The sequence below is a fragment of the Paraburkholderia azotifigens genome (genome assembly GCF_007995085.1).
GTDB classification, from domain to species: domain Bacteria; phylum Pseudomonadota; class Gammaproteobacteria; order Burkholderiales; family Burkholderiaceae; genus Paraburkholderia; species Paraburkholderia azotifigens.
In genome coordinates this window covers 3,640,823-3,659,652 of record NZ_VOQS01000001.1, presented here as the reverse complement: position 1 = coordinate 3,659,652, position 18,830 = coordinate 3,640,823, and the positions used below count along the sequence as shown (strand labels likewise).

The following is an 18,830-nucleotide window of genomic DNA, read 5'->3' as shown; positions in this document are numbered from 1 at the left end:
GTGACTCGCGTGGCCGCCAGAAGCCCCAGCACGGTCGTGCGCGCGTCGATGCGCCGCATGCGCGATGATTTGATGCGGCACAGCACGCGCAACCGGCTCTCTTCCGCCGCGCGCCGCATTGTAGACAGGCTTTGAACGCAGTCCCCCGCAGTAACCGCAGTTGCAGTTCACCATTCTTTAGACCCTGGCTTTCCTGAGGAAACATCGTGACGTCTTCCGGATCGGCGCGCCCTGCCCGCCGCACTACTGCCTCGCCCGATGCCGCCCCCGCATCGGCCGCTTCCGCCGCCAAGGCTTCCAAGGCCGCCAAGGCCCTGAAAGCAACGCAAGCCCTCGACTCCGGCAAAACCGGCAAATCCACGAAGACCAAGGCTGTGACAGCCAAGGCACCCGTCAACGGCGCCTCGAAACGAAGCAAACAGAGCGGCAAGCAGGTGGCTGCGCGCCCATCGAAAGCAGCCAGGCTGGACGCAGCGCCCGCCGTGAAGGACAACGCCCGCACGCGCGAGGACAAGGACCAGCCGCTCTTCGAGGACATCCGCTATCTCGGGCGGCTGCTCGGCGACGTGGTGCGTGAGCAGGAAGGCGACGAGGTGTTCGACGTCGTCGAAACGATTCGTCAGACGGCCGTGCGCTTTCGCCGCGAGGACGACAGCGTCGCCGCGCAGGCGCTCGACAAGAAGCTGCGCGCGCTCTCGCCCGAACAGACGGTGAGCGTCGTGCGCGCGTTCAGCTACTTCTCGCATCTGGCGAATATCGCCGAAGACCGCCATCGCAACCGGCGGCACCGGATTCACGATCTGGCCGGCTCGCTGTCGCAACCGGGCACGATCGCGCACGCGCTCGACCGGCTCGTCGAAGCGAACGCGGCGGCTACGCCCGTGCTGCAGCAGTTCTTCAACGACGCGCTGATCGTCCCCGTGCTGACGGCGCACCCGACGGAAGTGCAGCGCAAGAGCATTCTCGACGCGCAGCACGACATCGCGCGGCTGCTGGCCGAACGCGACCAGCCGCTCACGGCGCGCGAACATCTGCAGAACGACTCGCTGCTGCGTGCGCGCGTGACGTCGCTGTGGCAGACGCGCATGCTGCGCGATTCGCGCCTGACGGTTGCCGATGAAATCGAGAACGCGCTGTCGTTTTACCGCGCGACGTTCCTCGAAGAAATTCCGCAGCTCTACGCCGATATCGAAGAAGCGCTCGTCGAACACGGTCTCGACGCGCGCCTGCCGCCGTTCTTCCAGATGGGCAGCTGGATCGGCGGCGACCGCGACGGCAATCCGAACGTCACGGGTGAAACGCTGGAGAACGCGATCACGCGCCAGGCCGCCGTGATCTTCGAACACTACCTGGAGCAGGTGCACAAGCTTGGGGCCGAGCTGTCGGTGTCGAACCTGCTGGCGGGCGCGAGCGACGAACTGAAGGCGCTCGCCGAAGCGTCGCCCGATCACTCGCCCCACCGCACCGACGAGCCGTATCGCCGCGCGCTGATCCACATCTACACGCGCCTTGCCGCGAGCGCGCGCGTGCGGCTCGGCGAAGGCGTCGTGCCCGTGCGCAGCGCCGGCCCCGGCATTCCGCCCATCCGCGCGGTGCCCTACGACGACTCGTCCGAGTTCGTGCGCGATCTGCACGTGCTGATCGATTCGCTCGCCGAGCATCATGGCGCGTCGCTCGCGACGCCGCGTCTGTCGCCATTGACGCGCGCCGCCGAAGTGTTCGGCTTCCATCTGGCGAGCATCGACTTGCGCCAAAGCTCCGACATTCACGAAGCCGTGATCGCTGAGCTGCTGCGCAGCGCGGGCGTCGAGCGCGACTACGCGGCGCTGACGGAAGCGGAAAAACTGCGTGTGCTGCTGGCTGAACTGGCGCAGCCGCGCCTGCTGCGTTCGCCGTACGTCGAGTACTCGAACCTCGTGAAGAGCGAACTCGGCGTGCTCGAGCAGGCGCGCGTGACGCGCGAGAAATTCGGCGCGCGCGCGGTGCGCAATTACATCATTTCGCACACGGAGACGGTCAGCGATCTCGTCGAAGTGATGCTGCTGCAAAAGGAAACGGGCCTGCTGCAAGGCACGCTCGGTCATCCCGTCGAAGCGGCGCGCGCGGGCGTGATGGTGATTCCCCTCTTCGAGACGATTCCCGATCTGCGTAACGCGTCGCATATCATGCGCGATCTGCTCGCGCTGCCGGGCATCGACGCCATCATCGAGAACCAGGGCAACGAGCAGGAAGTGATGCTCGGCTATTCGGACAGCAACAAGGACGGCGGCTTCCTGACGTCGAACTGGGAGCTGTACCGCGCGGAACTGGCGCTCGTCTCGCTCTTCAACGAACGCGGCATCACGATGCGTCTGTTCCATGGACGCGGCGGCACGGTCGGTCGCGGCGGCGGCCCGACCTATCAGGCGATCCTGTCGCAGCCGCCGGGCACCGTCGACGGTCAGATCCGTTTGACGGAGCAGGGCGAAGTGATTGCGAGCAAGTTCGGCAACCCGGACATCGGCCGGCGCAATCTGGAGACGGTCGTCGCCGCGACGCTCGAAGCCTCGCTGCTGCCGCACGGCAATTCGCCCGCTCAGCTGCCCGAGTTCGAGGAAGTGATGCAGACGCTGTCCGACGCGGCGATGGCGTCGTATCGCGCACTTGTCTATGAAACGCCCGGCTTCACTGACTACTTCTTCTCGTCGACGCCGATTGCGGAGATCGCCGAGCTGAACATCGGCAGCCGTCCCGCGTCGCGCAAGCTCCAGGATCCGAAGCAACGCAAGATCGAGGATCTGCGCGCGATCCCGTGGGGCTTCTCATGGGGGCAATGCCGGCTGCTGCTGACGGGCTGGTATGGCTTCGGCAGCGCCGTGGCCGGCTGGCTCGATGCGGCCGATACGAATGTCGAACGCGAGCGCAGGCTGAACCAGTTGCGCAAGATGCACAAGGTGTGGCCGTTCTTCTCGAATCTGCTGTCCAACATGGACATGGTGCTGGCGAAGACGGACCTCGCGGTGGCGTCGCGCTATGCCGCGCTCGTCAGCGACAAGAAGCTGCGCAAGCATGTGTTCGAGCGGATCGTGGCTGAGTGGGAGCGGACGTCGAATGTGCTTACCGAAATTACTGGCCGGAAGGAGCGGCTTTCTGATAATCCGTTGCTGGCGCGGTCGATCAAGAATCGCTTCCCGTATCTCGATCCGTTGAATCACTTGCAGGTGGAGCTGTTGAAGCGGCATCGCGGCGGGGATACGAATGTGCGCGTGCGGCGCGGGATTCATTTGACCATCAACGGGATTGCGGCTGGGTTGAGGAATACCGGCTAAGGTTTGGTTTTTTTGATTTTGCCCTGCGGGCGGCATGGGCTTTTTAGGCTTGCTGCCCGTTTTGTTTTTTTGTGCGCTGGCATCCGCGGTTTCGTATCGGTGCTGCAGGCGTTGCCCCTGTGCGGGGCGGCACTTACTTTCTTTGCCGCCGCAAAGAAAGTAAGCAAAGAAAGCGGGCTAACACCGCCAGTTCTGGTTGTTGCCTGCGGGCCCCCCACGGGTCCCGCACTTCAAACGGCAACACGCTATTTCATGTGCGTTGCCAACGCCTCTGACAGGCACATCACCCACTCCACTCACCCGTAGCGCAGCCAGCGGCAGCGAACCGTCCGCGCCGCCCAGGTGGCAAACGGTGTGTAGGCGGTCGCACCTTACGCGTTGGCGCTGCTACGACACCGATCCCGCTTTTCAGTCCGGAGCGGTGCACTTCCATCACGATAGCCTACACACAGTTTGCCACCTGGGCGGCCGTGGACTTCCTGGTAACGCGGTCCGTGACGCGGGCATGCGAAGCGGGTGAGGCTGCAGTTAGCACGCTGGCAATGGACGTAAGACAGTGCGATGCCGCGTGAAGCGCGGGACCCGTGGGGGCCCGCAGGCAAACACAAGGATTGGCGGGGTGAGCCCGCTTTCTTTGCTTAGGAAGGTCTGAACAACCCGTTTTCTGCCTGGGATCTCTAACTGGCACGCGCGGAGTGGAATTCGCGTCCTCATTCACGCTGTGTTGAACCGATGCCGGTCGCATCTTGCGCATGGACGCTGCGCCTTTGGGGGGCGTCTTCACCCTTCATTTCGCTTTACCGAGCACCCCGCGAGCCAGCCAGAGATTGATCAGCGCGAACTGCGTTTCGATCTGCGCCGTGTTTTTCGCCAGTCCCCGATACCGCGCCTTCAGATAGCCGAACTGACATTTGAGCACCCGAAACGGGTGCTCAACCTTCGCCCGCACGCCCGCCTTGAGCCGCTCGACTTTCTCGTAGATTCTGTCCAGCCGCTTGCTTTTGTCCAGCTTTCTTCGCTTGCTCGGCCTCATCGCCACGTGCCACTGGACGGCACCCGTTTCGCCTCGCTTCTCGATGCCCACGTAGCCCGCATCGGCAAACGCAACCTGCTCGTCGCCGTGCAACAGTTCATGCGCCACCGTGATGTCGTGAACATTTGCCGGCGTGCACTTGACGGTATGCACGAGCCCCGACTCCACATCGACTCCGATGTGCGCCTTCATACCGAAGTACCAGCTGCCGCCCTTTTGCGTCTGGCTCATCTCGGGGTCTCGCGTGCCAGCCTTCTTCGTCGAACTGGGTGCCGAAATCAGCGTTGCGTCGACCGCCGAGCCCACCTTGAGCATCAGGCCCTTCGCCTGCAGGATCTCGTTGACCGTCGCCAGCATTCTGGCCGACAGCTCATGGGCCTCAAGCAGGTGCCGGAATCGCAGGATCGTGCTCTCGTCAGGCAGCCGCGTCATACCCGTGCCCAGCAGCGCGAACTCCCGGTACAGCGGGATGTCGTGCAGCGCCTCCTCCATCGCCGGGTCCGAGAGGCTGAACCATTGCTGCATGAAGTGAATGCGCAACATCGTTGCGACTGGGAACGGTGGGCGGCCGGTCTTGCCTTTCGGATAGTGCGGTTCGATGAGCGCAATCAGCTTCTGCCACGGCACCACGCGCGTCATCTCATCGAGAAACTCGCGCTTGCGAGTGCGCTTCGTCGACAGATCCAGACCAAGACCAAGTTGTGTCATCACGCCACTCCATGAATTCTCCTGATCCCAGGATAGTCCAAGCCCACGTCAATGCCAGGACTTTTGCAGAGATTCCCTTACTTTCTTTGCGGCGGCAAAGAAAGTAAGTGCCGCCCCGCACAGGGGCAACGCCTGAAGTACGGATACGAAATCGCGGATGCCAGCGCTAAAACCACTTCCCCCCGCGCAAGCAAATCGCGGATGCCAGCGAAACCCAAAAATTGGCGACTGCGTCGCAGACAGAAAAAAATCACCACGCCTCGATCATCAAAGCATCGAGCTTAAAAGACCCATCGTCCTTAACATCGAAGTACTCCCGGACTTCATCCGGAGCAAAAGCCCACAAGGAACGAATAGCCACAACCCGCGCCTCAGGCGTCTTCATCCTCGCAACCCAGGAAGCAAACTCAATATCCAGCCGCCAGCGTTGGCGCACAACAGCCTCAAACCCGGCGTCAGCAAAAAACGAAACCCACTCATCACCGCGATAATCGCGAATATGCGACCCATCCCGCAGCACCTCGACGGCCTGCAAATGCGTATCGAGCAACGGATGCTCGCCCCCGGCGATATCGATGAACAGCACCCGCCCGCCCGGCTTCAATACCCGCCGCACTTCGGCGAGCGCCAACGGCACGTCGTGCCAATGATGTGCGCTCATCCGGCTGACCACCCAGTCGAACGATGCATCCGCGAACGGCAGCTTCTCGGCCGCACCCTGCTGCGTGCAGATATTGGCCAGCCCGCGTTCGGCGGCAGCAGCGGCAACCGTCGCGAGCATCTGCGGAGCAATGTCATAAGCAACGACAGACGCAGCATGCGGCGCCACCGCAAAACTCGCATGGCCCGCGCCGCAGCCCATGTCGAGCACCGCCGCGCCCGGCGTCGCGGCCACGGATGCAGCCAGCGTCTCCAGGTCCGCCCCCGTTGCGTGCACCTGACTCGTCAAATATGCGGCCGCCGTCGAGCCGAACGCATCGGCCACCTGATCGTGATGCTTCATCGTATGCTCCCGCCCCTTCAGGGTCGTGTGTCAAGGTGATATCGGATTCACGAAACGGCCCGCCTGTTCGCATGCGCCGTTCCAGTCGCTACAATAGAGCCCACCCTGTACCGGTACAAGTCAAGCAATTATTCTGGTATCTAGATTACCTGCCACCGCTGTCCCGCATCATGACCACGCCGTCTCCCGCCGATTCCGTCCCGCCGCTCGACGCGTCGCCCGCCCGCGCGCTCGGTGAATTCATTCGCGCGCATCGCGAGCGTCTGTCGCCGCAAGCCGTCGGACTGCCGCCCGGCCCGCGCCGCCGCACGCCCGGTCTGCGCCGCGAAGAAGTCGCGCAGCTGTGCGGCGTGAGTCCGACCTGGTACACGTGGATCGAGCAAGGGCGGCCCGTGTCCGCCTCCGCCGATGCCCTCGCGCGCATCGCCGTCGCGCTGCAGCTCTCGCGCGCCGAACGCGCGTATCTGTTCGAACTGGCCGCGCAGCGCGATCCCGCCGAGCCGGATACCGCCGCAACCGACGCCCCCACGATGCTGCTCAAAACCGTCCAGCTCGTGAATGCGCCCGCGTACGTGCTCGATCGCCAGTTCACTGCGCTCGCATGGAACGCGCCGGCGTCGGACCTGTTCGTCGGCTGGCTGGACGGCGAGCATGACCGCAACCTGCTGCGCTATACCTTTCTGTCGCCGGAAGCCCGCACGCTGATCGTCGACTGGGAAATCCGCGCGCGGCGTCTCGCCGCCGAATACCGCGCGGATTCGATCCGTCATCAGAACGACGCGCCCACGCGTTCGCTGATCGATTCGCTCTCCGCCGCCAGCGACGCGTTCTCGCGCTTCTGGGCGTCGCAGGACGTCAACGAGCGCGAAGGCGGCCAGCGCCAGTTCAACCATCCGCGCGACGGTCTCGTCGTCTACAACCAGATCACCTTCAAGCCCGCGCACCGCGAAGACCTGAAGCTCGTCCTGCTCGTGCGCGAATGACCGCGCCCGTCGACGGAAAAGCCGCCCGCGCCGCGGGTGTTAAAATCGTTGTCTCCTGCAAGGCGGCGCAGCAATCCGCATCGATGCCGCGCCGTCCGCGTCTTCACCTCGCACACTGCCCATCACCATGACGTCCCAACTGCATAAAAAAGGCGAAGCCTGGTCGGCTCGCTTCTCCGAGCCGATGTCAGAACTCGTCAAGCGCTACACGTCGTCGGTTTTCTTCGACAAGCGTCTCGCGTTCGTCGACATCGAAGGCTCGCTCGCGCACGCGTCGATGCTGGCCGCGCAACAGATCATCAGCGCCGACGACCTCGCGGCGATCCAGCGCGGCATGGCGCAGATCAAGGGTGAAATCGAGCGCGGCGAGTTCGAATGGCAGCTCGATCTCGAAGACGTGCACCTGAACATCGAAGCGCGCCTGACCGCGCTGATCGGCGACGCAGGCAAGCGCCTGCACACGGGCCGCTCGCGCAACGACCAGGTCGCGACCGACATCCGCCTGTGGCTGCGCGGCGAGATCGACCGCATCGGCGACCTGCTGAAGGATCTGCGCGTCGCGCTGCTCGACCTCGCGGAAAAGAACGCCGACACGATCATGCCGGGCTTCACGCATTTGCAGGTCGCGCAGCCCGTGACGTTCGGCCATCACCTGCTCGCCTACGTCGAAATGTTCTCGCGCGACGCCGAGCGCATGCTCGACACCCGCAAGCGCGTGAACCGTCTGCCGCTCGGCGCGGCGGCGCTCGCGGGCACCAGCTATCCGATCGACCGTCACGCTGTCGCGAAGACACTCGGCTTCGACGGGATCTGCGCGAACTCTCTCGATGCCGTGTCCGACCGCGATTTCGCGATCGAATTCACGGCCGCTTCGGCGCTCGTGATGACGCACGTGTCGCGCTTTTCTGAAGAACTCGTGCTGTGGATGAGTCCGCGCGTCGGCTTCATCGATATTGCCGATCGCTTCTGCACCGGCTCGTCGATCATGCCGCAAAAGAAGAACCCCGACGTGCCCGAACTGGCGCGTGGCAAGACGGGCCGCGTGAACGGCCACCTGATGGCGCTGCTCACGCTGATGAAGGGCCAGCCGCTCGCGTACAACAAGGACAATCAGGAAGACAAGGAACCGCTGTTCGATACCGTCGACACCGTCGCCGACACGCTGCGCATCTTCGCTGAAATGGTCGCGGGCATCACGGTCAAGCCGCAAGCGATGCGCTCGGCTGCGCTGCAAGGCTTCTCGACGGCAACCGATCTCGCCGACTATCTCGTCAAGCGCGGCCTGCCGTTCCGCGACGCGCACGAAGCCGTCGCGCATGCGGTGAAGGTCTGCGACGATCGCGGCTGCGATCTTGCGGACCTGACGCTCGACGAAATGAAGGCCGAGTTGCCGAACGTCGCCGCGCTGCTGGGCGACGATGTGTTCGGCTATCTGACGCTAGAAGGATCGGTGGCGAGCCGGAATCATCCGGGCGGCACCGCGCCGGATCAGGTGCGCGCCGCCATCGCTGCGGCACGGGCTGCACTTCGCTGACAGCGTCGTCGTTCGAATGCTGAAAGGCGGACTCTCTCGCGAGAGTCCGCCTTTTTTGTTTGTGCCATGTTCGCGAAGCCGCAGAGACAATTAGCCGCTCCCGCACCTCGCCTGCCGTTCGCCGCGTCGGCTACTATCACGGCACCCCTCGGCTTTACCCTCCACGGTCATGATCATCCGCCCACAACTCCACTGGTTCCGCATGCTGCTCGCCTGGCGCGGTTCCGTGCTGCCCGAGCTGCTGCCGCGCCTCTGTCTCATCTTCGTGATCTCACTGGTCGCACTCGGTGTGCACCTTCACGTGCTCAGGATCACGGTCAACGTCAGCACGACGCCGTTCTCGCTGATCGGCATCGCGCTCGCAATCTTCCTCGGCTTCCGCAATAGCGCGAGCTACGACCGGTACTGGGAAGCGCGCAAGCTGTGGGGACGGCTGCTCAATGAAACGCGCTCGCTGACGCGTCAGGTGCTGACGATGCCGACGGGCCATATCGCCGCCGGCGATACGCAAGCCTTCGTGCAGGCGTTGGCCGGTTTTGCGCATGCGCTGCGGCATCAGTTGCGCGGCACGGATCCGTCGCACGATCTGTCGACGCGGCTCGACGCGCCGCTCTTCGAGCGCGTGATGGCGTCGCGCTACCGGCCCGCGACGATCATGCTCTGGCTCGGCGAATGGGTGCAGCAGCAGGCACGCGACGGCAAGCTCGACGCGTGGACCGTGCAGGCCATTGACCGCAATCTGAACGGGCTATCGGATGTGCTCGGCGGTTGCGAGCGGATCGTGTCGACGCCGCTGCCGTTTGCGTATTCGGTGATGATTCACCGCACCGTGTACTTCTTCTGCGCGGCGCTGCCGTTCGGGCTGGTGGAAAGCGTCGGCGCGTTCACGCCGCTGTTTTCGGTATTCGTCGCGTACACCTTCATGGCGCTCGACGCGATCGCTTCGCAGATCGAAGAGCCGTTCGGCACCGACGACAACGACCTCGCGCTCGACGCGCTGTCCGCGTTCATCGAAGACGCGGCGCGCGATCTGCTTGCGCAGCCGTCGCTGGCGAAGATCTCGCCGAAGGACGGCTACCTGCTGAGTTGATTCAGGCGTGACATGAGCACGACACGCGCGCCGCCGATCCGGCGGGCGCACGCGTCGGCAGCACATCAGTCCGTGCCGAACCTCGGCGAACGCGGACCGTACAGCAGACCGTTCGGACCGCCGCTCGACAGCAGCTTGCCGCTCGTCAAACCCGCCACGTCATGCGACTCGTCGCTCAGCGTATGCGCGACCTGCTTCACGGCCGCCTGCACGAGCGCGCCGATCAGCCCGCCGCCGACGTTGACGTTGCCGCCCAGCTCCTTGCCCGTTGCGCTCGCGGAGCCGTACCAGAGCGTGTCGCCCGAACGCAGATCGACGAGCCGCGCACTCGCCGACACGATCGTCGTGCTGTCGATGATCGTGTACTTCGAACCGTACTGCGTGATCTTCGTGTACACGGCAGCGTCCGCGCCGAAGATGCTGCGCAGCTTGTCGGGCGCGACGTTCTGGATGTCGGTCGGCGTGGTCAGGCCGTTGTGCCTGAACGTCTCTTCCATCTCGACGACGGGCACCACGTAGTAGCCACCCTCGGCGAGCGGCATCGTCATTTGCGACAGCATGCCGTAGGTCGCGTTCACGTCGGCTGTCTCGTTGATCGGCGGCAGTACGAGAATCGTCTTGGGCTTGCTGTTGCGGAACGCGGTGTAGTCGGCCTGACGCGGCGCATGCGCAACGCACGCGGTCAACGACACGAGAACGGCCAACGCTGCGATCAGTTTCAATGAGAGAAAACGGGTGATGATCATTGGAATTTGCTCAGGAGAAAGTCCATATAGGTCGACGATTCAGGAAACGACTGCTTTTCTGCGAGCAGTTCCTGCTTCGCTTCCTGGTCCTTGCCAACGCTCGCGTACAGCATCCCAAGATGCGCATGGAATCCCGGCGGCGCCGAGGCGTTCTTCGCAAGCATCTGCTCGCGCGCCTTTTCGAGCGCGCCGATCTGTTCGAGGGGACTCTTTTGCCCCTTGAAGTATTCGTAGACCTGCGGCTGATAACCGTCCCATTGATACAGCGACGCCGTTTTCGTATTGGCGCACCCCGACAGCAGCGCGCACGCTGCCGCGACGGGCAGCGCAAGGCCCGTCAGCCTGTTCTTGATGTTCGACATGGTCTTGTGGTTTCGAAGTGTTGTCGTTCTTAGTTCGCGGCCTGCAACGCACCCGCGTCGACCTGCTCGACGAGATGATTGACGGCTTCCTTGATGGCGAGGTCCAGCACCTTGCCGTTGAGCGTGGAGTCATACGTAGCCGTGCCGCCAAAGCCGATGATCTCGCGGTTCGACAGGCTGTACTCGCCCGCGCCCTGGCTCGATGCGATGACTTCGGAGGTCATCGTATCGACGATGTTCAGGCTCACCTTCGCGTAGGCAACCTGGCTCTTGCCGCGGCCCAGAATGCCGAACAGCTGCTGGTCGCCGACTTCCTTGCGGCCGAACTCCGTCACGTCGCCCGTGATCACGTAGTTCGCGCCTTTGAGCTTTTGCGTTTTGTTCGCAATCGCGGCTTCCTGTTTGATTTCGCCAAGATTGTCCCGTTCGAGCACGGAGAAGCGGCGGCTCTGCTGCAGCGTGGTGACGAGAATGGTCTTGGCCTGGCTGCCGACGCGATCGATGCCGTCGGAGAAGATGCCGCGCATGTAGCTCGAGCGGTTGTCGAACTTGCCGACGGCCACGGGGACGGGCTTGCCGGCATACGGCACATGTGCGCTGCTGACTTCAGGCGTCGGCAGTGCGCGCGACGCTTCCGTCGCGCATCCGCTCAATGCCGCGGCAACGACCGCGGCAGCGAGCAGTACGGAAGGTGTTTTTGCTCTCAAGTTTTTATCCCGTTCAAAAGATTGGCCCATGTCCCGGAGGCCTTTTGAATCGGGCGTCGTGCATGCCGCGCTTCCATCCGGCGTTCCGGTAACGGAACGTAAGATATCGGCACATAACGGCCACGACTTTAAGAATCTGACTTCAAACGCCTCACTTTATGCCGAACGCATCGCGTCGCTTAAATCGGGATCGATCAATCGCGGGTCAGTCGTTGCCGGCCGTGTCGCCCAGGCGTTTGAGCTGCGCGACGCGCGCGCCGACGATATCGACTTGCGAGCGTGCATCCATCAGCAGAACGGTCGCATCGCGGTAAGCGGTCCATGCGCGCTCGGCGCGCGACAGCACGGGGCGCGAGTGCGAAGGCAGCTTCGCGTGCAGGCGACGGTAATAGCGGTTCAGGTCGAACATCGCGTGCTCGCACTGCGCGTCGAACGAACAGGCGCGTGGGCGCGTTTTGGGATCCGGCTTGCCCGCCTGCGCGGCCGCGGCACGCAGCGCGAGCGCCCGGTCGCGCACCGGCTGCAGTTTCAGGTCGGCGCCCGCCAGCTGGTACGACGTGCCGTGCGTCGTCGCGAGCACGGCGGCAAGCAGCTTGCCGTCGGCCTCGCGCCAGGCCTCCCAGCGCTTCTGGCTTTCGTCCCACTTCTTGCGCTGGACGTCGGGCAGGTTCGACTGAAGTTGCTGGAACGACTGATCCATCGACGTCTGCCATGCGAGCCGTGCCGTGTCCATGCACTGCACCTGGCCGACCGTCGACGACATGTCGGCGCGCGCGAGACACGTGCGCATCGATGCGTCGATGGGATCGGCGGCGGCGACTTCGGCATGCGCCGCGCCCGGCGCAGCGAGAAGCGCGAGCGCCAGCGCCAATCCCGACGCGAAGGTGTGCAGCGCCATGCGCATGCGCGCAGGGCCTCCCGGAGCCAGGTGCGGTGCCGTCCGCATCATCAGGAATCGCGCACGCAATCGACGAAATACTCGATGCGTCCGTTGATCGTTTCGCCGACGAGCCCGTGGATATCCGTGTGGAAGCCCGGGAAGCGCTCGTTGAATTCGCGCGCGAAACGCAGATAGTTGACGATGGTCCGGTTGAAGCGCTCGCCCGGAATCAGCAGCGGAATGCCCGGCGGATACGGCGTCAGCAGGATCGACGTGACGCGGCCTTCGAGCTCGTCGATGGCCACGCGGTCGATCTCGCGGTGCGCGAGCTTCGCGAATGCGTCGGACGGCTTCATCGCCGGCTCCATGCTCGACAGGTACATCTCCGTCGTCAGACGCGCGATGTCATTCGCGCGGTAGACGCTGTGGATCTGCTCGCACAGATCGCGCAGGCCGATGCGCTCGTACGCCGGATGCTGCGCGACGAACTCGGGCAGCACGCGCCACAGCGGCTGGTTGTTGTCGTAGTCGTCCTTGAACTGCTGGAGTTCCGTGACCATCGAGTTCCAGCGGCCCTTCGTGATGCCGATCGTGAACATGATGAAAAACGAGTACAGGCCCGTTTTCTCGACGATGATGCCGTGCTCGGCCAGATACTTCGTGACGATCGCAGCGGGAATGCCCGTCTCGCCGAATTCGCCGTCCACATCCAGGCCCGGCGTGATGATCGTCGCCTTGATCGGGTCGAGCATGTTGAAGCCGTCCGCGAGTGGGCCGAAACCGTGCCAGCGGTCGTTCGGACGCAGCATCCAGTCTTCGCGCGAACCGATGCCCTCTTCCGCCAGTTCCTCCGGCCCCCAGACCTTGAAGAACCAGTCGTCGCCGTATTCGGCGTCGACCTTGCGCATCGCGCGGCGGAAATCCAGCGCTTCCGCGATCGACTCTTCGACGAGCGCCGTGCCGCCCGGCGGCTCCATCATCGCCGCGGCCACGTCGCACGACGCGATGATCGCGTACTGCGGCGACGTCGACGTGTGCATCAGGTACGCCTCGTTGAAGCGGTGACGGTCGAACGTGCTGTTCTCCGAATCCTGCACGAGGATCTGCGACGCCTGCGAAATGCCGGCGAGCAGCTTGTGTGTGGAGTGCGTCGCGAATACCAGCGCGCCCGTGCGCGGCCGGCCCGCGCCGATCGCGTGCATGTCCTGGTAGAACTCGTGGAACTCGGCGTGCGGCAGCCACGCTTCGTCGAAGTGCAGCGTGTCGAGCAGATCGCCGAGCAGATCCTTGATCATTTCGACGTTGTAGATCACGCCGTCATACGTGCTCTGCGTGATGGTCAGAATGCGCGGCTTGAGGTTCGGGTTCTTCGCCAGCGCCTCGCGCGCGAACGGATTCGCCTCGATCTTCTTACGGATGTTTTCCGGCTTGAACTCGTCGCGCGGAATCGGCCCGATGATGCCGAAGTGATTGCGCGTCGGCGTGAGGAACACGGGGATCGCGTGCGTCATCGTGATCGCGTGCAGGATCGACTTGTGGCAGTTGCGGTCCACCAGCACGATATCGCCCGGCGCAACCGTGGCGTGCCAGACGATCTTGTTCGAAGTGGACGTGCCGTTCGTCACGAAGAACAGGTGATCGGCGCTGAAGATGCGCGCCGCGTTGCGCTCCGACGCGGCCACCGGCCCCGTGTGGTCGAGCAGCTGGCCGAGTTCGTCGACGGCATTGCAGACGTCCGCGCGCAGCATGTTCTCGCCGAAGAACTGATGGAACATCTGGCCGAGCGGGTTCTTCAGGAACGCAACGCCGCCCGAGTGCCCCGGGCAGTGCCACGAGTACGAGCCTTCGTCCGCGTACTGCACCAGTTCCTTGAAGAACGGCGGCGCGAGCGAATCCAGATACACCTTCGCCTCGCGGATGATGTGGCGCGCGACGAACTCCGGCGTGTCCTCGAACATGTGGATGAAGCCGTGCAGCTCACGCAGGATGTCGTTCGGCAAATGGCGCGACGTGCGCGTTTCGCCGTACAGGAAGATCGGGATGTCCGCGTTGCGCTTGCGCACCGCTTCGACGAACGCGCGCAGGTCGACGATCGCGGGCGCGATGTCGGGCGCTTCGCCGTCGTTGGCCTCGACGTAGGGCAGCAGTTCATCGTCGTCGATCGACAGGATGAAGCACGACGCGCGGCTCGACTGCTGCGCGAACGATGTCAGATCGCCATAGCTCGTCAGACCCAGCACTTCCGCGCCTTCTTTTTCGATGGCCTCGGCAAGCGCCCGGATGCCTGAACCCGAGATGTTCTCGGAGCGGAAATCTTCGTCGATGATGACGACGGGGAAACGAAACTTCATGGGCGAGTCTCCAAAAAGAACGACCGCTGCTCGATGATGCGCAGCGGTCACCCGAGTAGCTGGTGATTCAATGCGCGTTTTCGTTACGTCTTCGGCAACGTCACGCCGTGCTGACCTTGATACTTGCCGCCGCGATCCGCGTACGACACGTCGCAGATCTCGTCGCTTTCGAAGAACAGCACCTGTGCGACGCCTTCATTCGCGTAGATTTTCGCAGGCAAAGGTGTCGTATTTGAGAATTCGAGCGTGACGTGCCCTTCCCATTCCGGCTCGAACGGCGTCACGTTGACGATGATGCCGCAGCGCGCATACGTCGACTTGCCGAGGCACACCGTCAGCACGCTGCGCGGAATGCGGAAGTATTCGACCGTGCGCGCGAGTGCGAACGAGTTCGGCGGGATGATGCAGACGTCGCCCTTGAAATCGACAAACGACTTCTCGTCAAAGTTCTTCGGATCGACAATGGTCGAGTTGATATTCGTGAAGATCTTGAATTCGTCGGCGCAGCGGATGTCGTAGCCGTAGCTCGACGTGCCGTAGCTGACGATCTTGCGACCGTCTTCCGTCGCGCGCACCTGATTCGGCGCGAACGGCTCGATCATCTTGTGCTCTGCGGCCATGCGCCGGATCCACTTGTCGGATTTGATGCTCATAGGTGAACGCTGCTGACGGGAGGTGAAATCAGGCCGGCTGACGCTTGCGCGCTGCTTTCGCAGCACATGCCGCCGGACGAAAGGCACTTATTTTACGCGAACACGGCGGGCGTGCCCGATGCGGGTTGAATCGCGTCGACGGACGCCGCGCGCGAGTGCCGCAAACGCGGAAGCCGCGCTCGACGATGCAAAGCGGATGAGCACGGATCTGGAAGCGGAAACAGGAAGAAGAACTGGCTTTTGCGCAAGACGCAAACGATTGGCAAGACAAGTTGGGCAGCAGAGCAGCCGCGGTGCGCGAGCGGCGCGCTTACTGGCGGATCAGCCCGCACGCGAGGGCGGGACCGGCGCCATGCTGCGGATAGGCGTAGGGGTCGGAGGCGTCGCGGTGCAGCAGCACGGCGCGTTGCAGCACGGAGCGCACGCCGTCGAGCGACACGTCCGGCGCAACGATGAAGCCCGCCGCGACGCCCGCTGCATCAGCGTGGATATTGCCGAGATCGCCTTCGACGCGCGCCCCCGACTTCAGGCGCTCCGCAGCCGGCGCGAACACGGCGCCCGCGCCCGAACCATCCGCAGAATTGCAGTCGCCGCGTTCGTGGACCTGCAGCGCGTGATCGCTGTTCGGCGGCAGGCCCGTGAGGTTGTAGGTGACCTGCACGCCGTCCGCGCGCTCGATGAACGTGACCATGCCGCGCGTCTGGTTGCCCAGCGTCGGCAGCAGTTGCGCGTCCGCGCGTTTCTCCTGTGGCTTCAGGAAGCCCATGCACCCTGACAGCAGGGCGCTGGCCGCAGCCAGGACGACGATGGTCTTGATCGCCTCGCCGCCGATTCGTTTTCTCATGCGATCCTCTTGTCGAGCGCCGGCCGTCCCCGCGACCGCGTTGCCGGACCTGATGAAGCCGACATGATACCGCGAGCAGGGGCGCATTCAGACCCCTTTCTACCCGCCCCTGAAGACTTGTTCGGTTATCTCATGCGGCGCGCTGAGCGGGCGCTTCGAGGTCCGCGCAGCGTCGCCGGATCACGCGGGTTATGTGTTCTGCACGACGATGGTCGGGAACTTCGAACTCATGTCCCGCGAGCGTTCGGCGATATGAATCGCGACCTTGCGCGCGATCGTCCGGTAGATCTCCGCGACGCGGCCGTCGGGAGCCGCGACGACGGTCGGCTGGCCCGAATCGGCCTGCTCGCGAATCGAGATATCGAGCGGCAGGCTGCCCAGCACGTCGACGCCATATTCCTTCGACATGCGCTCTGCCCCGCCCGTGCCGAAGATGTGCTCTTCATGGCCGCAATTCGAGCAGATATGCATGCCCATGTTTTCGACGATGCCGAGGATCGGAATGCCGACCTTCTCGAACATCTTCAAGCCCTTCTTCGCGTCGAGCAGCGCGATGTCCTGCGGCGTCGTCACGATCACGGCGCCCGTCACGGGCACCCGCTGCGACAGCGTCAGCTGGATGTCGCCCGTGCCGGGCGGCATGTCGACGATCAGGTAGTCGAGATCCTTCCAGTTGGTCTGCCGCAACAGCTGCTCGAGCGCAGAGGTGGCCATCGGGCCGCGCCACACCATCGGATTGTCCTGCTCGATCAGAAAACCGATCGAGTTAGCCTGCACGCCGTGGCCCGCCATCGGGTTCATCGACTGGCCATCGGGCGACTCGGGGCGGCCTTCGATGCCGAGCATCATCGGCAGAGACGGACCGTAGATGTCCGCGTCGAGTATGCCCACCGACGCGCCCTCGCTCGCGAGCGCGAGCGCCAGGTTGACGGCCGTCGTGCTCTTGCCGACGCCGCCCTTGCCCGACGCGACGGCGACGATATTCTTCACGTTCGGCAACAGTTTCACGCCGCGCTGCACGGTATGCGCAGCGATGTCCTGCGACACCTGCACACGCGTATCGGCCACACCAGGCACCGCGCGCAGCGCGTTCTCGACGAGCACGCGGATTGCGTCGAACTGACGTTTGGCCGGATAGCCGAGTACCACGTCGACGCTGACCGTGGCACCATCGACGTTGATGTTCCTGAAGTTCTTCGCTGCCGCGAAGGGTCGCTGGGTGTTGGGGTCGTTGATGGCCGCGAGGGCCGCGTCGACCAAAGCCCGATCGATGCTCATTGAGTCTCCGTGGGAACGCCTGGCGCGGTGCGTGATCGAAGTCTGCGCCACGCGCCTGAAATATTGAAAGAAATTGTTAGCCGGCATTGCTTAAAACCTGCCTCATTGGCACGCTTTGCCGCGCAAGTTTTGCAATAGGGCCGAATCGCCGCCAGCTCAGTCGTCATTGTAGTGGCTGGCGCCGGGGCTTGCCGGAAGACCCTTCCGGCTGTCGGCGCGCTTCGCGAACCCTTGCATCCGTCGTCGTTTATTCAAGAGAGGATCCAGTATGAATGCAAAAATCATGACCCGCCTGTCGGCACTGGCGCTTGTCGGTGCGCTGCTCGGCGGCTGCGCGACCGAACAAGGCACGAACACGGCTGTCGGCACGGGCGTCGGCGCGGGCACGGGTGCCGCGCTCGGCGCGATCTTCGGCGGCGGCAAGGGCGCGGCGATCGGCGCAGGCGTCGGCGCGGCAGTCGGCGGCGTGACCGGCTACAACTGGCAGAACATCAAGAACAAGCTGGGCGGCGCGACCAAGGGCACGGGCACGCAGATCACCGAGCAGCCGGACGGCTCGCTCAAGCTGAACATCCCGAGCTCGGTCACGTTCGACACCAACAGCTACGCAATCAAGCCGTCGTTCGCTCCCGTGCTGACGCAGGTTGCGCAGACGCTGAACCAGAACCCGGAAGTGGTCGCGCAAGTCGTGGGCCACACGGATAGCACCGGTCAGCCGGCGTACAACCAGACACTCTCCGTCAACCGCGCGCAGAGCGTGGCGCAGCAACTCGCAACGGACGGCGTCGCGCCGCAGCGCCTGTCGGCAACGGGCATGGGCGCGAACCAGCCGGTCGCCGACAACAACACGGAAGCGGGCCGCGCGCAGAACCGTCGCGTCGAAATTTACCTGCGCGCAACGGCGCAGCACGCGCAATAAGCTCCTGGGGAAGAACGGTCTTCGCGACCAGTCGTCGAAGACCGTTCGGCAGACTTGAACACGGGTCGGCCGCTCGGCCAGCAGGCCCCGGCAGCATCTTGCAAACCGCCGTGTGGCGAGTCTCACAAGCCAATCGAAAAAATTTTCGAACTCTTGTGAAAATCCGCGGTCTGTCTCTACGGTACGTGTGCGGCGACGCCGCCGCGTCACCATTCTCCTCTTGTCGTTGTTGCTCCGGGGCCCATAGCCCCGGTTTTTTTTGCCTGCTGTTTTGGGCGCATTCCAACCGCCTGGCAACCACTTCCGGCGCGTCCGCCTCGAGCAACGCGTCCCCCATCCGCGTTTGCCTCACGATGGCTGCCAGCGCAACGTGACGCACGTGACGCAGCTCACACAACGCATACGCGCTGCCTTCGACGGATCACGCTGGT

At 63.9% G+C, this 18,830-nt stretch carries 15 protein-coding genes; 5 read left to right on the top strand and 10 right to left on the bottom strand.

The features are described 5' to 3' along the window. The first annotated feature begins 206 nt into the window (after nt 1-206). Nucleotides 207-3,308 (top strand): phosphoenolpyruvate carboxylase, encoded by a 3,102-nt coding sequence (gene ppc, locus FRZ40_RS16480; protein WP_147234724.1) that lies wholly within the window; start codon nt 207-209, stop codon nt 3,306-3,308. A gap of 787 nt (nt 3,309-4,095) precedes the next feature. On the opposite strand, the gene FRZ40_RS16470 is transcribed toward ppc, so the two are convergent. Beyond that, nucleotides 4,096-5,049, bottom strand: a complete 954-nt coding sequence (locus FRZ40_RS16470; protein ID WP_147232985.1) for an IS5 family transposase — start codon at nt 5,047-5,049, stop codon at nt 4,096-4,098. A 250-nt stretch (nt 5,050-5,299) separates the two neighbouring features. After that, nucleotides 5,300-6,052: a class I SAM-dependent methyltransferase gene (locus FRZ40_RS16465; protein ID WP_147234722.1), complete on the bottom strand. Its 753-nt coding sequence runs from the start codon at nt 6,050-6,052 to the stop codon at nt 5,300-5,302. Between the two features lie 170 nt (nt 6,053-6,222). Between FRZ40_RS16465 and FRZ40_RS16460 the strand changes: the two genes are divergently transcribed. The 3 genes from FRZ40_RS16460 (at nt 6,223) to FRZ40_RS16450 (ending at nt 9,659) form a co-directional block, all read left to right on the top strand. Beyond that, the gene (locus tag FRZ40_RS16460) at nt 6,223-7,035 is read left to right on the top strand and encodes a helix-turn-helix transcriptional regulator (RefSeq protein WP_147234721.1); all 813 of its coding nucleotides are present in this window, start codon (nt 6,223-6,225) and stop codon (nt 7,033-7,035) included. A gap of 127 nt (nt 7,036-7,162) precedes the next feature. Next, the gene (gene argH / locus FRZ40_RS16455; RefSeq protein WP_147234720.1) at nt 7,163-8,569 is read left to right on the top strand and encodes an argininosuccinate lyase; all 1,407 of its coding nucleotides are present in this window, start codon (nt 7,163-7,165) and stop codon (nt 8,567-8,569) included. 169 nt (nt 8,570-8,738) lie between these two features. Beyond that, nucleotides 8,739-9,659 (top strand): bestrophin family protein, encoded by a 921-nt coding sequence (locus FRZ40_RS16450; RefSeq protein ID WP_147234719.1) that lies wholly within the window; start codon nt 8,739-8,741, stop codon nt 9,657-9,659. Nucleotides 9,660-9,724: 65 nt separating this feature from the next. Here FRZ40_RS16450 and FRZ40_RS16445 read toward each other — a convergent pair whose 3' ends face one another. The 8 genes from FRZ40_RS16445 to apbC all read right to left on the bottom strand — a co-directional run bounded on the left by FRZ40_RS16445 (nt 9,725) and on the right by apbC (nt 17,480). After that, on the bottom strand, nt 9,725-10,405 hold the full coding sequence (locus FRZ40_RS16445; protein WP_147234718.1) for a DUF799 domain-containing protein: 681 nt from the start codon (nt 10,403-10,405) through the stop codon (nt 9,725-9,727). Continuing rightward, complete coding sequence (locus FRZ40_RS16440; protein ID WP_028369314.1) at nt 10,402-10,767, bottom strand: DUF4810 domain-containing protein; 366 nt, start codon at nt 10,765-10,767, stop codon at nt 10,402-10,404. Before FRZ40_RS16440 ends, FRZ40_RS16445 begins: the two co-directional genes overlap by 4 nt. Before the next feature lie 29 nt (nt 10,768-10,796). Continuing rightward, nucleotides 10,797-11,474 carry a CsgG/HfaB family protein gene (locus FRZ40_RS16435; protein ID WP_193566991.1) on the bottom strand — a complete coding sequence of 226 codons (678 nt, stop codon included), beginning with the start codon at nt 11,472-11,474 and terminating at the stop codon, nt 10,797-10,799. 205 nt (nt 11,475-11,679) lie between these two features. Continuing rightward, nucleotides 11,680-12,378 carry a lysozyme inhibitor LprI family protein gene (locus FRZ40_RS16430; protein WP_147234716.1) on the bottom strand — a complete coding sequence of 233 codons (699 nt, stop codon included), beginning with the start codon at nt 12,376-12,378 and terminating at the stop codon, nt 11,680-11,682. Between the two features lie 44 nt (nt 12,379-12,422). Further along, the gene (locus FRZ40_RS16425) at nt 12,423-14,705 is read right to left on the bottom strand and encodes an arginine/lysine/ornithine decarboxylase (protein WP_028369317.1); all 2,283 of its coding nucleotides are present in this window, start codon (nt 14,703-14,705) and stop codon (nt 12,423-12,425) included. Between the two features lie 83 nt (nt 14,706-14,788). Beyond that, nucleotides 14,789-15,358 carry a dCTP deaminase gene (gene dcd, locus FRZ40_RS16420; protein WP_028369318.1) on the bottom strand — a complete coding sequence of 190 codons (570 nt, stop codon included), beginning with the start codon at nt 15,356-15,358 and terminating at the stop codon, nt 14,789-14,791. A gap of 310 nt (nt 15,359-15,668) precedes the next feature. Further along, nucleotides 15,669-16,202, bottom strand: a complete 534-nt coding sequence (locus FRZ40_RS16415; protein ID WP_028369319.1) for a superoxide dismutase family protein — start codon at nt 16,200-16,202, stop codon at nt 15,669-15,671. Nucleotides 16,203-16,391: 189 nt separating this feature from the next. After that, the gene (gene apbC / locus FRZ40_RS16410) at nt 16,392-17,480 is read right to left on the bottom strand and encodes an iron-sulfur cluster carrier protein ApbC (protein ID WP_028369320.1); all 1,089 of its coding nucleotides are present in this window, start codon (nt 17,478-17,480) and stop codon (nt 16,392-16,394) included. A 268-nt stretch (nt 17,481-17,748) separates the two neighbouring features. Here apbC and FRZ40_RS16405 point away from each other — a divergent pair, with 268 nt between their 5' ends. Next, complete coding sequence (locus tag FRZ40_RS16405) at nt 17,749-18,399, top strand: YiaD family glycine zipper/OmpA-like lipoprotein (RefSeq protein WP_028369321.1); 651 nt, start codon at nt 17,749-17,751, stop codon at nt 18,397-18,399. Nucleotides 18,400-18,830 lie beyond the last annotated feature (431 nt).

Excerpts from the sequence above, each read along its gene's own strand:
- FRZ40_RS16470 (WP_147232985.1), bottom strand. The coding sequence starts at position 5,049 with ATGACACAACTTGGTCTTGGTCTGGATCTGTCGACGAAGCGCACTCGC.
- FRZ40_RS16465 (WP_147234722.1), bottom strand. The coding sequence starts at position 6,052 with ATGAAGCATCACGATCAGGTGGCCGATGCGTTCGGCTCGACGGCGGCC.
- FRZ40_RS16460 (WP_147234721.1), top strand. The coding sequence starts at position 6,223 with ATGACCACGCCGTCTCCCGCCGATTCCGTCCCGCCGCTCGACGCGTCG.
- argH (WP_147234720.1), top strand. The coding sequence starts at position 7,163 with ATGACGTCCCAACTGCATAAAAAAGGCGAAGCCTGGTCGGCTCGCTTC.
- FRZ40_RS16450 (WP_147234719.1), top strand. The coding sequence starts at position 8,739 with ATGATCATCCGCCCACAACTCCACTGGTTCCGCATGCTGCTCGCCTGG.
- FRZ40_RS16445 (WP_147234718.1), bottom strand. The coding sequence starts at position 10,405 with ATGATCATCACCCGTTTTCTCTCATTGAAACTGATCGCAGCGTTGGCC.
- FRZ40_RS16440 (WP_028369314.1), bottom strand. The coding sequence starts at position 10,767 with ATGTCGAACATCAAGAACAGGCTGACGGGCCTTGCGCTGCCCGTCGCG.
- FRZ40_RS16430 (WP_147234716.1), bottom strand. The coding sequence starts at position 12,378 with ATGCGCATGGCGCTGCACACCTTCGCGTCGGGATTGGCGCTGGCGCTC.
- FRZ40_RS16425 (WP_028369317.1), bottom strand. The coding sequence starts at position 14,705 with ATGAAGTTTCGTTTCCCCGTCGTCATCATCGACGAAGATTTCCGCTCC.
- dcd (WP_028369318.1), bottom strand. The coding sequence starts at position 15,358 with ATGAGCATCAAATCCGACAAGTGGATCCGGCGCATGGCCGCAGAGCAC.
- FRZ40_RS16415 (WP_028369319.1), bottom strand. The coding sequence starts at position 16,202 with ATGAGAAAACGAATCGGCGGCGAGGCGATCAAGACCATCGTCGTCCTG.
- apbC (WP_028369320.1), bottom strand. The coding sequence starts at position 17,480 with ATGAGCATCGATCGGGCTTTGGTCGACGCGGCCCTCGCGGCCATCAAC.
- FRZ40_RS16405 (WP_028369321.1), top strand. The coding sequence starts at position 17,749 with ATGAATGCAAAAATCATGACCCGCCTGTCGGCACTGGCGCTTGTCGGT.